The following is a 14,189-nucleotide window of genomic DNA, read 5'->3' on the forward strand; positions in this document are numbered from 1 at the left end:
CGCACGGAAACCAGTTTTGTTAGGCGCTCTAAGAGCTAGGGACAAAACCGCCTGAGCTGACGGAGGCAGATGACGGCGCAGGCGAGGGTGGTGAAGGCGAGATGGAGGTCGGCGCGACGTTCGTAGCGGACGGTCAGGCGCCTGAACCGGGCGAGCCAGGCGAAGGTGCGCTCGACCACCCAGCGGTGTTGTCCGAGGCGCGCGCTGCTCTCGATCCCGCGGCGGGCGATGCGCGGGGTGATGCCGCGGGCGTGACACTCACGGCGGCAGCGGCGGTGGTCGTAGGCCTTGTCGGCATGAAGTTTGGTGGGCCTGCGACGCGGACGCCCCCTGTGTCTGGCCCGCACGCCCGGCACGGCATCGAGGGTGGGCGCCAGCATGCGGCTGTCGTGGCGGTTGGCACCGCTCAAGGTCAGGCCAAGCGGCGTGCCGCGGGCGTCCGTGACGAGATGACGCTTGGTACCGGGCTTGCCGCGGTCCGTCGGGTTCGGTCCGACCTCCGTGCCCCCCTTTTCGCGGGCAGGCTGGCGCTATCGAGCGCCGCCCGGCTCCAGTCCAGGGCCCCCGCGTCCTGCAGGCGCTCCAGCAACACCCGATGCAGTCCCCTCCAGACCCCGGCCGCCTGCCACTCGCCCAGCCTCCGCCAGCAGGTCTTGCCACAGCAGCCCAACTCGGTCGGCACCTCGTGCCACTGGATGCCAGTCCGCAACACGAACAAGATGCCCGCCAGCGCCGCCCGATCGGGCGCACGAGGCCGGCCGCCTTTCGGCTTGGGCCGACGCCGCGGCAGCAGCGGTTCCACCACCGCCCAGAGGTCATCAGGAACGAGGAGCGCCATCTCTCCTCAACGCCTCACCCCAGGTTTTGTCCCCAATTCTAAGAGGAGACAGCCGTGCTGACCCATCCCACCCTCGACGGCCTGCGCCAGCTCGGCCTCGCCGGCATGGCGCGGGCCTTCGAGGAACTGGCCGCCAACCCGCAAGGCGGCGAACTCGCCCCCACCGAGTGGCTCGGCCTGCTGCTCGACCGCGAGATCACCGAGCGCCAGGACCGCCGCCTCAAGGCCCGGCTGCGGTTCGCCAAGCTGCGCCACCAGGCCAGCGTCGAGGACATCGACTGGCGCAGCAGCCGCGGCCTCGACCGCGCCCTGTTCCAGAAGCTCGCGGCAGGCGGCTGGATCGAGGCCCGGGAGAACCTCATCATCGAGGGCCCGACCGGGGTCGGGAAGTCCTGGCTGGCCTGCGCCCTCGGCCAGAAGGCCTGCCGCGACAACCACTCCGTGCTCTACCAGCGGGTGCCGCGGCTGTTTGCCGACCTCGGGCTGGCGCGCGGCTACGGCCGGCATGCCCGGCTGATGCGCACCCTCGGCGCGGTGAAGCTGCTGATCCTGGACGACTGGGGCCTCGAGCCGCTCGGCCCGGAGCAGCAGCGCGACCTGCTGGAACTGGTGGAGGACCGCTACGGCCGCGGCGCCACGCTGATCACCAGCCAGGTGCCGGTGGACCGCTGGCACGACCTCATCAGCAATCCCACCCTCGCCGACGCCATCCTCGACCGCCTGGTCCACAACGCCCACCGCATCCAGCTCCGCGGCGACAGCCTGCGCCGCAGGCGCACCGCCAAAGCCGCCGAGGCTTGACCCGGACCCCCTACCCGATGGAGACAACCAACCGCCCACGGACGAGCGCCACCCCGGCCGACATCATTCGGAACGGCCGGCCGACATCACGTCGGAACCAGTGGCCGACATCGCCCCGGAACACGCGGCCGACTTCATCGGAATCCGCACCTGGAGAAAGGGCTGTTGCATCTCTGGGAATGGGTGTGGGCGCTACCTTGGCAGGTGTTCTTGTCCTGAAACCCACCCGGTGCGCCATGTCCTCAATGCGGAAGGTACCGCTTGGCGCCCGAGGCGGTGAAGTAATAGACGCCGCCGCGCGGCCCGGTGCAGGGGCTTGCGCGGGTGCAGGAGCCGGTTCCGGCATCGGCCGAGGTCCCGCTGCCCCCGGTCGATCCACCGCCCCTGCTGTAGCTTGCCCCGCCACCGCTGCCCCGGCTCCTGCCGCGAGCTTCCGCATCGGCCGGCAGCAGCATGGACAGCGACAAGGCGGTGGCAGCCAGCGCGGCGCCCCAACGGCGGATAGGTGCGGCGTCCGGTCGCATCGTGGATTGTTCTCGAGTCCGAAGGTTCTGCCACCCTGCGGCAGGCAGCCGCCCCGGGGCTACGCATCAACGGTGGTGTTCGGCCCGTTCCCGCACACGCCATTCCCAAGGCGGCACCCGATCGGCTTCCGGCAGGCCCCATAGCCCGCGCCGCTCGTGCCGCGCCTCCTCCTCCAGCTCTGGTAGGGCAGGATCGTGGTTGTACTGCCGGTACACCCAGGCGGCGCCGCTGCGGACCATCTCGGCCGACACATCCACCGGGCCGGCGTGAACCCGACCGACCGTGCGGCCGTAGCGGTCCACGTCTACCACCTCGACGCGGACCCGCTGCTGCCACACCAGCTCGGCCAGCACTTCTCGTGCCCGGGTGCCATAGGGCTGCCTGCGTTCCGGGGCGTCGATCTCGGCCAGGCGCACCCGGACCTGTTCCCGGGCTGGCGTCAGGACGGTGATGGTGTCGCCGTCGCTCAGCCCAACCACCCGGCCGCGGAACTCCTCCGCCAGCGCTGGTGTCGCCAGCAGGAGGAGGGCAAGGAAGGTGCGGCGGAGCATGCGGACGGGGTAGCACGGCGGGGTGAAGGAAGGGTGGTCACCACGCCGCGTGCGTCGGACTGCCCGGTGCGCTTGGCGGTGTTGGCGGTGAAGGAAGGGTCCTCCGTCTCGCCAAATTGGCGGGACGGCCCCTTCTGGTTTCCGCCCTGCCGCGTCTCCGGGTGCGCGCGGTCGGCAGATCGCCATCTACCACGGCCGTGGACCTCGACCGCATCGCCGCGTGGTTCAACGGACGCCCGCTCGCCCCGACCCGCCCCTCACGCTTTGCTGCTCTCGCCGTCTGACTTCGCCAACAGTGTCCAGTCCTCATGGGACCGGAGCGAGAAGGCTTCCGTGAATCCAGCCCCAAGGCTGCGTGTCCCCCACCCGGACCCAACCGCCACTTCGCCCATGCACGCGCAACGCAGTTCCTGCGGGTGCCGTACGGACCACGGCCCCCTCGCCGTTCGGGGTCGCCCGCACGTTTGCGGCGGAGCGCGTGACGACGCGCTCGATGGCCTCCGAGGGCACTGGTGCCGCTGGAGCAGGGGCAGGCGAGGCCACGGCCGGCGCCGGCTGGGGGATGGCCGCTGCGCCCGTCAATGTGGGCTGCGGCATCATCGCCTGCGGAGCCGGGACCGGGTTGTCCAGGCGTGGGAGAAGCCCCGTGCCGCCAGCCACGAAGAACACTGCGGTAGCGGCTACCCCGAGGGCCGCAACCGTGTAGCCGTGCGCCCCGCCCACTTCTGGGAGAGGAGGCACGCGGTATCGGTCGTCCGGAGGAACACCCTCCGGCCCGCCGGCCCAGGCCGGGGCGCCTTCGACATCGCCGCTCCGGCTCCGGCGCGCGAGGTCCTCCAACGCGCGCTGCAGCCCCGCATAGGCCGAGCCGAACGCCTCCGCGGCCTCGACGGAGCTGGCCAGGTACTCTTCACGGAGCCCGGTTCGGCTCGTGAAGGTGAGGTATCCGTAGAGGGCCACCGGGATCTGACGGTTGTCGGCGAAGCGCCGATCCCTGCTACCGTCCTTGTTCACCTTCGCCCAGGTGGTGTCCACGATCTGCGCGTCAGGCGGCATGCGCTCCTCCTCGACGAAGCGCGCCGGCCACGCCCGCACCTCAGCTTCCCGTAGGTCGAGGAGCGCGAAGTCGGTGCCCTGTCGCTGCCGGACGAGGCAGAAGCCGGGGAATAGCTCCAGGTCCTCCCCGTTCGCGTTGCCGATCCGCAGTCCGGTCCAACGTGTCGCGACGATAGGGGCACCGCCCCGGCCGAAGCGCACGGGTCGCCGGTCAATGGCCTTCCCCGCGGCCGAGCGGGTTTTCACCCGGTCCACCATCACCTCCGTGGTCACGTCCCAGATGACGGAACAGCGCGAGAGGCAGTCGTGCGCGGCCGTCAGCGCGCGCCACGCCTCCATCGCCGCCTCGTCGAAGGCGAAGTCCACAGCGACCTGGCAGCTGTCGTGCTCCGCGACCTTGTCCGCGAGCGCCTCCTCGGTGGCTTCGTAGGCCGCCCGTAGTGCCGGCAACCGACCCTTCGAGACAAGGCTGAGGGGAAACTTCGACACCCGCTGGAATTGCCGCCAGGCCTCGTCCCGCGTGCGGACGGCGTCCGCTGCCTTGCGGGCGAGGCGCTCGCGCGTCGTCGTCGCCTCTGAGAGGAGGCGTTTCAGGCCCGCGAGGTCAGGGCTCGTGAGGCGGTCGACGGCGGCGCTTCGGATTTCTTCCGTCCCGGGGGGGACGATGCTCGGCCGCAGCGCCGGAAGGGGCGGTGTTGGAGGGACGCCATCACCGTCCGAGCCAGGATGGGTGGTCGGCTCCGGAGAGCCGCCGAGGCGATGACGGTAGGAGAGGCCCGTGCCGGGTATGCCGAGGTTCAGCGCGGTGCCGTGTGGCCCGAGGTTCACGCTCGCACCCGGGACACCCAGGGTGACGCTCAGCCCGCCGCCACTGAAGTTCAGTCGCACACCCGGGAAGAGTTGGACCCGCTGCTGGAATCGCACTGCCATTCCTGAAGCCTATAGGGAGCGCAACGATCCCTCCATAGGACCGGAACTGACAGGGATGGCGGCACCGTCCGCGGCTTCGCCTGCGGTCGGCACGATGACGGACGACATCCCGCAGCGGCCGAGACCCCTTCGTGCGCTCAGCGTGTACACTCGACGAGGGCGACGGCAGCCATCGCGCGGGCGGCGACCTCCTCGACGGAGCCTAGTGGCGGCGCGCCCGCGTCCGGCTGCACGCCGGCGGACGCGAGCAGCGCGGACACGCGCTCGGCGTTGATGGCGAAGTTGACATTCTGCGGGACCGTCCCGGTCACCACGGCAGCGGAGAGAGTGCCGATCGTCGAGGCGGCCACCCCGATGACCCGACCGGAGCGGTCGAGGACCGGCCCGCCACTGTTCCCGGGCTGGATCGGCGCGGAGATCTGAAGGCGGGTCGGATCGTCCCGCAATCCCGCGAGGGCGGTGACGATGCCCGTCGAGACCTGCGGCCCCGCGGCGAGCAGGCCACGAAGAGGAAAGCCCGCGACGACGACGGGCTCGGCCGGTTTCGGCGGCGCGGGCCGGAGCTGGAGAGCCGCAGGCGTGGCGAGGTCGCCCTGGAGAAGGGCCAAGTCGGATGCGTTGTCGCGGGCCAGGACTGTCGCTGAGGCCGTCTGCCCGCCAGCGGATAACCGGAGCGAACCGCAACCATCGACCACGTGTGCGCTCGTCACGAAGCGCGCCCCCGCGACACGCCAAGCCGTTCCGGTGCCCTCCTGCGGCCCATGTCCACCACGACCATCGCCCGGTCGCCGGGCGGACGTCGTCGGTGGGGCGGGCTCGACCGGCGGCGTTGCCGGGCGGACCGCCACGGGGTCGCGGTCGAAGGGGTGTCTCGCCATGACCGAACGGGGCGCCCAGGTCAGCAACTCCTCCCGGCCTTTCGGGCAGCCGCGGTAGCCCGTGTCCTCACGCTGCCGGAGCGGCGCCCCGACCCTAGCGAAGGTAAGAAGCCCGGGGACGCGGGCGTCGCCGCGAGCGGGCTGCGGCTCCAGCACGCAGGCCACGCCGTCGCTTCCGTCTCGCCTGAGCGCGACTGTGTATTCCTCGACGCCACAGAAGTGGGCCCGACAGGCCTGAATGGAGATCCACTCGGCGTCCACGGTCACCCCTGCCGGGCCACTGAGCGCCGGGAGGCGCCCGTACAGCCGCGCCCCGAGGAGGTTCCGCAGTGGCGCCGCGAAGGCAGGCATCTCGAAGATCGTCGTACCGCGGACGCGCTGGAGCGGGTGCCGTCCGTCCCAGAGGGACCAGTCGGCGGGTAGGTTCCAGAGGGCACCCGGTGCCGTCGGCCGGAACGCGGCCGTCCGGGTCGCGGCCGTGGCTGCCCGCGCTTCCCCGACCTCGGCCGCGACTTCGTCGGCCTCGGTGCGGGCCGCGGCCGCCTCGGGCGTCCTCGCGAGTGTTCCTTCGGCGAGTCGGAACCAAACGAGGGCCGCATCGGGGTCTGCTGCACCTGTCTCGCCCGCCCGCAGCGAGCGCGCGAGCGCCAACTGGCCTCGGCCGTCGCCGCGCTCAGCCGCCAAGCGGGTCCAGCGAGCCGCACCGTCGCGGTCGGCTGCCCCGCCTCGGCCCTCGCGCAGCATCGCCGCAAGCGAGGCCATGGCGCCCGCGTGGCCCATCTCGGCGGCGCGCGTCAGGAGGTCCCGCGCCAGCGGCTCGTCGGTCTCAATCCCCACCCCCGTCCGGGCCATCTCGGCGAGATGGAACGGCCCCCTCGGGTCGCCGTGGTCCGCGACCGCGAGGAAGTTCCGGGCTGCATCGGGCGCGTTGCCGGCGGCAAGGGCTGCCAAGCCGCGTCGGATGTGTTCCTCCCGGGTCTGGCGCGGAAGCTTCCGCAGCGAGCGGCCGTCGTAGAACCACACGTCGTCCGGCACGCTGCCGTCGGAACGCACGGAGAGGGCCAGGTGATCGCGGCGGCCGACGACGATGTCAGCGCTGCAACCCCCGAAGATGTCGCTCGCGAACGGCGGCGTGCGGCTCACGTCAAGGACCGCGAGCATCGGCATGCAGGCGTTGCCGCCCGTCGAGACGTGCAGGAGGAAGAGCCCGCTGCCCCGAGGAGTGCCGGGCGCGCCAGCGAACCCACGGAGGATGTCGCCAGTCGCTCCGGTGTAAGTGCGGACGGGACGCCCCGCGAAGGACACGGTGACCCTGCCTTCGCTGTACTGCTCCCGGAACTCGACTCTCGAGGTCTGGGCGATGGCAGAGGGAACATGGCCGACGAGGAGGTTGGCCGCCAACGCTGCAACGAGGAAGGCACTGGAACGCACGTTTGCAGGCCCCGGTTATTCACACTGATGGTGCCAGGATTTTCTTGGCTAGGAACCCCCACCGAGGCCCTTGGGCGTCTCCCTTGCCTTGTGAGGGCCGCGCTCTACTCGCGTCCTTTCAGGCCGCTCCCGAAGCCCCCTCGGAGTCTCAACCCTTCGGGGGACGCTTGCCGGCGCGTCCTCTGCGCCGCGTCCGGGTTCTCAACGGCGGTGCGATCCACCAGCGTATGGAAGTCGAAGCCGCTCATCGGCCCTTCCTTCCGCGCCTGCCGCGCAGTGTCGCCACCTGCGGCTCCAGCCACGCCAGCACGTCCCGGATGGCGCTGCGGGCGTCCTCCGAGTTGGGGTCACGCCATAGGAGTCCTATGGCGTGACCCTGAATCGCAAAATCTCCGGAGCGTAGGATTCCGGCTGCCTCCTCAGGCGTGTCACGTCGTGCAGGTGAGGCGAAAGATCCATAGTCCGGCGCAGGTCACTGAGAGGGCAGGCTTTCTGAGCTGAAGACCGGCATTGTGCGAGCGGCACGCGCAGGTTCGTGACTCCCACCTGCTCCTATCGACGGAGTCAAGTTCTTGTTTTGTTCTGGATTCGCCGATTAGCTTGGCGCTATGACTGACGCGCCCCCCGCTGATCTGCCCGACGAACCGCTGCCTCTCGCCCCGGCTCGCCCGGAGGAGGTGACCGAGGCCCTGGCGTACGCCTTGCGCTACGACGAGCGTGGCCGCCCGCGACCAAACGGCGGCGAACTGATCGCCGGCCTAGCCGCACAGCACCTCACTCAGCACCTGCAGCGCGCCGGCTTCATCCTGATGAAGCGCCGCCCCGGACGCCCGCACCGTGCCGGCTGAGCGGCGCGTGCTGGCCGTGCGCCTACCGCTGCTCGCGGTCGAGCGGCTGCGACGCAACGACCCTGGTCTGTGCGGCCGGCCGCTGGCGACCTGGCACCTGCAAGGCAATCGCCGCCTGCTCGCCTGCGTCGACGCGCCGCACCTGTCCCCGGGTCAGGCCCTCGCCGACGCCCAGGCGATGCTGCCGGACCTCGTGCTGCGCCCGACCGACCCTGCCGCCGAGGCTGGGCTGCTGGAGCGGCTGGGCTGGTGGGCGCTGCGCTTCACGCCTGTCGTGGCCCTCGATGCCCCGGACGGGCTGATCCTCGATGTCACCGGTGGCGCCGGCCTGTTCGGCGGCGAGGCCCCCCTGCTCGCCGAGGTCGCGGCCCGCTTCCGCCGGGTGGGCTACACCGCGCAGCTCGCCCTGGCCGGCAACGCCGACGCCGCAGCGGCCGTGCTGCGGGCGGGCCAGCACGGCCGCATCGTTCCGGAGGGAGAGGACCTCGCAGCGCTGCGGCCGGTACCGGTGGCCGCGCTGCGGCTGGCGAGTGATCTGGCGAGCGACCTGGCCCGGCTCGGCCTGCACACGGTGGGCGACCTGTTGCGCCAGCCCCGGGCGCCGCTGGCCCGGCGCTTCGGACGCACCTTGCTCGATGCGTTGGACTTCGCCACCGGCGCCAGGGTCCGGCCGCTGCAGCTGATCCAGCCGCCGCCGGACTTCTCCGCGGCGCGCCCGTTCCTGGAGCCCATCGTCACCCGCCTGGCGATCGACCGCGCCGTGGACAGGCTGCTCGAGGACCTCTGCGACACCCTGGCCGAGACCGGCTGCGGTGCCCGCCGCCTGAGCCTGCTCGCCTTCCGCGTCGATGGCGAGGTGCAGGAGGTGGCGGTCGGCGTGGGGCTGGCCAGCCGCGACCCAGGGCATCTGCGTCGCCTCTTCGTCGAGCCGCTGGGGCGGCTGGAGCCCGGCCTGGGCTTCGATCGCCTCGTGCTGCGCGCCACCGAGACCAACCCGCTCGAGGGCCGGCAGCTGACCAACACCCTAGGCAGCGCGGATGCGGCCTGCGGCCAGGAGCCGATGCTCTCGGAGCTGCTCGACCGGCTGGGCCAGCGCCTGACGCTGTGGCGCCCTGGCCCGAGGGGCAGCCACTGGCCCGAGCAGGCCGTGGTTCCGGCCGATCCCTACGGCCCTGTCATGGCAGCACCGGAGGGCTGGGGCGAGCGGCGGCGGCCGGTGCGGCTGCTCGATCGGCCACGCGAGCTGTCGGTGATCGCCGAGGTCCCGGACGGCCCGCCGGCGCAGCTGCGCCTGGACGGGCGGGTACACCGGGTGCGGCACGCCGCCGGGCCGGAGCGGCTGGAGCCGGAATGGTGGGGCGAGCAGCACGACCGCCCGCGCCGGGACTACTTCCGCGTCCAGACCGAGACGGGCGATCGGCTCTGGGTCTGCCGTCTCGGGGTGGACCGGCCCGCCGCACCCGCGCGCTGGTTCCTCCACGGCCTCATGGCGTGAGGCCGCGATGCCCCCCGCCTATGCCGAACTCGGCTGCCGCTCCAACTTCACCCTGCTCGACGGCGCCTCGCACCCGCAGGAGCTGGTGGCCACGGCCGCGGCCCTCGGCCACGCCGGAGTGGGGCTGTGCGACACCAACACCCTGGCCGGAGTGGTGCGCGGGCACGTCGCGGCGCGCGAGGTCGGGCTGCCCTTCGTCGTGGGCTGTCGCCTGCGGTTGGATGACGGCGCCGAGTACCTGTCCTGGCCCACCGACCGGGCATCCTACGGCCGCCTGACGCGGCTGCTCTCGCTGGGACGGATGCGCTCGCCCAAGGGGGAGTGCGCCATCACCCGCGAGGAGATGCTGGCCCATGCACCGGGCTGGTGCCTCGCCTTGGTGTCGCCCGTCCGCCCCGACCTCGCCTTCGCCGACCGGCTGCAGGCCGATGCCCGGGCGCTGTGCGGCGTGCTGGCCCTGCCGCTGCTGTGCACCGCCACCGTGCGCTTCGACGACATCGACGAGGACCGTCTGGAGGCGCTGGCCGAGATGACGGCGGTGACCGGCACCGGCCTGCTCGCCGGCAACGACGTGCGCTACCACGTCGCCGCGCGGCGACGGCTGGCCGACGTGCTGACGGCGATCCGCCTTGGTTGCCCCGTCGACCGCCTCGGACCGGCCGCCGAGCCCAATGCCGAACGGCACCTCAAGCCGCCCGCGGAGATGGCGCGGCTGTTCCGCGACCACCCCGACGCCCTGCGCAGCACCCTGCGCGTGCTCGACGCCTGCCGGGGCTTCTCGCTCTCCCAGCTCCGGCACGAGTACCCGGACGAGATCCTCGAACCCGGGCGCACGCCGCAGCAGACGCTGGTGGCCCGGGTGGCCGAAGCCGCGGCAGCGCGCTTCCCGCGTGGCGTGCCGCCTGACATCCAGGCCCACCTCGACCACGAGCTCACCCTGATCGAGCAGCTGGACTACGCCCCCTACTTCCTGACGGTGGACGAGGTGGTGCGCTTCGCTCGGGGGCGCGGCATCCTGTGCCAGGGGCGTGGCTCGGCCGCCAACTCCAGCCTCTGCTACGTGCTGGGCATCACCGCGGTCGACCCGGCCAAGCACGACCTGCTGTTCGAGCGCTTTCTCTCGGCCGAGCGGGCCGAGCCGCCCGACATCGACGTCGACTTCGAGCACGAGCGGCGCGAGGAAGTAATCCAGTACCTCTACCAGCGCTACGGGCGCGACCGTGCCGCCATCGTGGGCACGGTGATCCGCTTTCGCAGCCGCTCGGCGATCCGCGAGGTCGGCAAGGCGCTGGGCCTGTCCGAGGACGTCACCGGCCGCCTGGCCAAGGCCAGCTGGGGCCCGGGGCGGGAGCAGAGCCTGGGCGAGATCGCCGCCGCCGAAGGCCTCGACCTCGCCGACCGCCGCCTCGGTCTCGCCCTGGAGCTGGCCGAGGAGATCCAGGATGTCCCCCGGCATCTGGCCACCCATGTCGGCGGCTTCGTCATGAGTCGCGGCCCCCTGGTGGAGATGGCCGTCATCGGCAACGCCGCCATGGAGGGGCGGACCGTCCTCGAATGGGACAAGGACGACGTCGACGCGCTGGGCCTGCTCAAGGTCGACATCCTGGCGCTGGGGATGCTGTCCTGCCTACGCCGCGGCTTCGTGCTGCTGCGCCGCCACCGCCTCGGCGACCTCGACCTGGCCGGCGTGCCGCGCGACTGCGAGGCGACCTACGCCATGCTGCGCCGGGCGGACTCCCTGGGCGTGTTCCAGGTCGAGAGCCGGGCGCAGATGAACATGCTGCCCCGCCTGCGGCCGAGCTGCTTCTACGACCTAGTGGTGCAGGTGGCCCTGGTCCGACCCGGGCCGATCCAGGGCGACATGGTGCACCCCTACCTGCGCCGCCGCTGGGGCGACGAGAAGCCGGTCTACCCGTCACCCGCCGCCGAGCACGGCCCGCCGGACGAGCTGAAGCAGGTGCTCGGCCGCACCCTCGGCGTGCCGCTGTTCCAGGAGCAGGCGATGCGGGTGGCCATCGTGGCCGCCGGCTTCACGCCCGGCGAGGCCGACCAGCTGCGGCGAGCCATGGCGACCTTCAAGTACACCCAGGGGGTGGCCGCCTACCGCGACAGGCTGGTCGGCGGCATGGTCCGCCGCGGCTACGACCCCGACCTCGCCCTGCGGGTGTTCCAGCAGATCGAGGGCTTCGGCAGCTATGGCTTCCCGGAGAGCCACGCCGCCTCCTTCGCGCACCTGGCCTATGCCTCGGCCTGGCTGAAGTGCCACCACCCCGGGATCTTCGCCGCCGCGCTGCTGAACAGCCAGCCGATGGGCTTCTACGCGCCGGCGCAGATCGTGCGCGACGCCCAGGCGCACCGGGTGTCGGTGCGGCCGCTCTGCGTCAACGCCTCGGACTGGGACTGCACGCTGGAGCCGGAGCGGCGCGGCGCCGAGGGCCTGGCGCTGCGGCTGGGCCTGCGTCTGGCCGCGGGCCTGGCGGCCGAGGACGGCAAGCGCGTGGCCGAGGCGCGGCGCGCGGGCAACGGCTCGCCCTATGCCTCGGTCGACGAGGTGGTGCGCCGGGCCGGGGTCGGCCGGCGGGCGATCGAGGCGCTGGCCGAGGCGGACGCCTTCGCGGGCCTGGGCCTCGATCGCCGCGCCGCCATGTGGGACGCCCGGGGAGTGGAGGCGGAGGTCCCGCCGCTGCTGCGTCTCGCGGCCCAGGCCGCGGCGGCCGGCGAGCTGCCGCTGCTGTCCGAGGCCCCACCGATCCTGCCCGCCGAGGCGGACAGGCAGGCGGTGGTGCTGGACTATGTCTCGACCGGGCTGAGCCTGCGCCAGCACCCGCTGGCGCTGCTGCGCCCGCAGCTGCGGGCGCTGGGCTGCCGCACGACGCGCGATCTCGAGGCGCTGCCGGCAGGGAGCCGGGTCAGGCTCGCCGGGCTGGTGCTGATGCGCCAGCGCCCCGGCACGGCCAAGGGCATCGTCTTCGTCACGGTCGAGGATGAGCACGGCACCGCCAACCTCGTCGTCTACGCCGACGTCGCCGCGCGCGACCGTGCCGCCCTGGTCGGGGCGCGGCTGCTGCTGGTGGAGGGGCGGGTGGAGCGCGAAACCGAGCGCGCCGAGGTGCCGGTCATCCACCTGATCTGCCGGCGGCTAAAGGACCGCTCCGAGTTGCTGCGCGGTCTGATGGAGGGCGGAGTGGCGGAGGGCTGGAGCGACGGGGCGATCGGTAGGGCCGACGAGGTCCGCCGGCCCGAGCCGGGCTCGGCGCGCCCCGCGCCGAAGCTGCCCAGCAGCCGCGACTTCCGCTGACGCCGTGCCGCCGGCCCTGCCTCGACACGCCGTTCGCCGTTCGCAGTGCTGCCCCCGACCCTCTCCCGGACCGGTGAGAGGAGAGGGCGCGATGCTGGACACAGGCAGAGGGGAGGGGGCGCTACCGCGAGCGGCGGGCGCGCGACAAGGGTGCGTCGGCTGGCGCCTCCCGCGCCGGGGCAGGCCCCGGCCGCGCCCTTGTCCCGCGCCGCCGTCACGGTCGGCGGGGGGAATCCAGGAGAAGGGTTCCCAGGGATGAGCGGGCATGACGAGGAACTGGAGCGGATCCGCGAGGGGGTGAACTGCGCCACCCTGCTGGAGCGGCTGCCGCCCCCTTGGCGGCTGGACCGGACCGGCAGCAGCCGCGACTGCCTGAAGTACCGTCGCGGCAAGGGCGAGATCATCATCGTCAACCACGCCGGTCGCGGCTGGTGGGATGCGGGCGGCACCGCCAAGGGCGACGTGTTCAGTCTGGTGCAGCACCTGCGGCCCGAGCTGAACTTCGGCCACATCCGCAAGCTGCTACGGGAGCTGGTGGGGCTGCCACCGAGCTTTCCGGCGCATGCACGGGAGGAGCGGCAGGCCCGTGCGTCGGCGCCGGCCTCGCTGCGCTGGGCCCGGGCTCGGCCGCTGCGGCCGGGATCGCGGGCGTGGGACTACTTGGCCAAGGAGCGCGGCCTGCCGGCGGCGGTGCTGCGCGCTGCCCGCGCCGCCGATGCCATTCGCGAGGGAGGCTTCGGCACGCCGTGGTTCGCGCACCGGGATGCGGCTGGAGGCCTGACGGGCTTCGAGATGCGCGGGCCTGCCTTCCGGGGCTTCGCCAAGGGAGCGGAGAAGAGCTTGTTTCAGTTGCCCGGAGGGCCGCGGCGCGGCAGCTGCCATCCTCGACGGCTGGTGGTGGCCGAGGCGCCGATCGACGCCCTCAGCGTCGCGGCGGTCGAACGCCTGCCCGGTGACACGCTCTACCTCGCCACCGGCGGCGGCATGGGCCCCGGTACGGTGGCGGCCCTCGGCCGGCTGCTGACGGGCTTGGCGGCCGGGCCGGAGGCACTCCTGGTCGCGGCCACGGACAACGATCCGGCAGGCGAGCGCTACGCCACCCTGCTGACCGCCCAGGCTGCCACGGCGGGCGTGGCGTATGAACGACTGCGGCCACCCGGCGGCCTGGACGACTGGAATGACGCGCTGAAGCGCCGAAGGGAGCAATGATCCGCCCTTCCGTGCCGCCCAGCCCGGCCGCGGTGGTGCTCGCAGGCGACCTGCGCGCTGCCTTCCTCCGGCTGCCCCCCGACCAGCAACGGCGTTGCCGTGTGCCGCCGAGCGGCGACGCCCGCCTCGACCGGCCCGTGCTGGTGGAGGCGGACGACCATTCGGACCACTACCAGGGCATCATCGTCGCGGGCCTGCGCGACGATGATGGCGTGTGGTTGCTCGATGCTTCCTTCACGCTGCTCACCCTGGACGGGGATGGTCCGCAGGCCACGTTGGTACGCTGCCTCGGATGGAATTGCCGGGTCGAGCCGCTTTGACGACCCACG

Annotated in this window: 10 protein-coding genes; 6 read left to right on the plus strand and 4 right to left on the minus strand. The window is 72.5% G+C overall.

Going from position 1 to position 14,189, the window contains the following annotated elements:
• Positions 1-35: 35 nt before the first annotated feature.
• Positions 36-838 (minus strand): IS5 family transposase gene (locus LPC08_RS24380; RefSeq protein ID WP_230453280.1). Its coding sequence is split into 2 segments (ribosomal slippage): positions 36-508 and positions 508-838, totalling 804 coding nucleotides; the frame shifts between segments, so codons are not numbered across the junction.
• Positions 839-892: 54 nt separating this feature from the next.
• Between LPC08_RS24380 and istB the strand changes: the two genes are divergently transcribed.
• On the plus strand, positions 893-1,639 hold the full coding sequence (istB, locus tag LPC08_RS24385; RefSeq protein ID WP_230453281.1) for an IS21-like element helper ATPase IstB: 747 nt from the start codon (positions 893-895) through the stop codon (positions 1,637-1,639).
• A 590-nt stretch (positions 1,640-2,229) separates the two neighbouring features.
• On the opposite strand, the gene LPC08_RS24390 is transcribed toward istB, so the two are convergent.
• The 3 genes from LPC08_RS24390 to LPC08_RS24400 form a co-directional block, all read right to left on the minus strand.
• The gene (locus tag LPC08_RS24390) at positions 2,230-2,715 is read right to left on the minus strand and encodes a thermonuclease family protein (protein WP_230453282.1); all 486 of its coding nucleotides are present in this window, start codon (positions 2,713-2,715) and stop codon (positions 2,230-2,232) included.
• 306 nt (positions 2,716-3,021) lie between these two features.
• Positions 3,022-4,701, minus strand: a complete 1,680-nt coding sequence (locus tag LPC08_RS24395; protein ID WP_230453283.1) for a DUF4236 domain-containing protein — start codon at positions 4,699-4,701, stop codon at positions 3,022-3,024.
• A gap of 137 nt (positions 4,702-4,838) precedes the next feature.
• On the minus strand, positions 4,839-6,746 hold the full coding sequence (locus LPC08_RS24400; RefSeq protein WP_230453284.1) for a tetratricopeptide repeat-containing serine protease family protein: 1,908 nt from the start codon (positions 6,744-6,746) through the stop codon (positions 4,839-4,841).
• Positions 6,747-7,687: 941 nt separating this feature from the next.
• On the opposite strand from LPC08_RS24400, the gene LPC08_RS24405 reads away from it, so the two are divergent.
• The 5 genes from LPC08_RS24405 (at position 7,688) to LPC08_RS24425 (ending at position 14,180) form a co-directional block, all read left to right on the plus strand.
• Positions 7,688-7,858: a hypothetical protein gene (locus LPC08_RS24405; RefSeq protein ID WP_230453285.1), complete on the plus strand. Its 171-nt coding sequence runs from the start codon at positions 7,688-7,690 to the stop codon at positions 7,856-7,858.
• Complete coding sequence (locus tag LPC08_RS24410; protein ID WP_230453286.1) at positions 7,848-9,353, plus strand: Y-family DNA polymerase; 1,506 nt, start codon at positions 7,848-7,850, stop codon at positions 9,351-9,353. Before LPC08_RS24405 ends, LPC08_RS24410 begins: the two co-directional genes overlap by 11 nt.
• 7 nt (positions 9,354-9,360) lie before the next feature.
• Positions 9,361-12,651, plus strand: coding sequence for an error-prone DNA polymerase (locus LPC08_RS24415; protein WP_230453287.1), 3,291 nt, complete (start codon positions 9,361-9,363; stop codon positions 12,649-12,651).
• 255 nt (positions 12,652-12,906) lie between these two features.
• Entirely contained in the window at positions 12,907-13,860 is a 954-nt protein-coding gene (locus LPC08_RS26260; RefSeq protein ID WP_304622089.1) for a DUF3991 domain-containing protein, read from the plus strand.
• Entirely contained in the window at positions 13,857-14,180 is a 324-nt protein-coding gene (locus LPC08_RS24425; protein WP_230453288.1) for a hypothetical protein, read from the plus strand. The genes LPC08_RS26260 and LPC08_RS24425 overlap by 4 nt, the downstream gene beginning before the upstream one ends.
• The last annotated feature ends 9 nt before the right edge of the window (positions 14,181-14,189 follow it).

Source organism: Roseomonas sp. OT10 (genome assembly GCF_020991085.1).
GTDB classification, from domain to species: Bacteria; Pseudomonadota; Alphaproteobacteria; order Acetobacterales; family Acetobacteraceae; genus Roseomonas; species Roseomonas cutis.

Excerpts from the sequence above, each read along its gene's own strand:
- LPC08_RS24400 (WP_230453284.1), bottom strand. The coding sequence starts at position 6,746 with ATGCCGATGCTCGCGGTCCTTGACGTGAGCCGCACGCCGCCGTTCGCG.
- LPC08_RS24425 (WP_230453288.1), top strand. The coding sequence starts at position 13,857 with ATGATCCGCCCTTCCGTGCCGCCCAGCCCGGCCGCGGTGGTGCTCGCA.
- LPC08_RS26260 (WP_304622089.1), top strand. The coding sequence starts at position 12,907 with ATGAGCGGGCATGACGAGGAACTGGAGCGGATCCGCGAGGGGGTGAAC.
- LPC08_RS24390 (WP_230453282.1), bottom strand. The coding sequence starts at position 2,715 with ATGCTCCGCCGCACCTTCCTTGCCCTCCTCCTGCTGGCGACACCAGCG.
- LPC08_RS24395 (WP_230453283.1), bottom strand. The coding sequence starts at position 4,701 with ATGGCAGTGCGATTCCAGCAGCGGGTCCAACTCTTCCCGGGTGTGCGA.
- LPC08_RS24415 (WP_230453287.1), top strand. The coding sequence starts at position 9,361 with ATGCCCCCCGCCTATGCCGAACTCGGCTGCCGCTCCAACTTCACCCTG.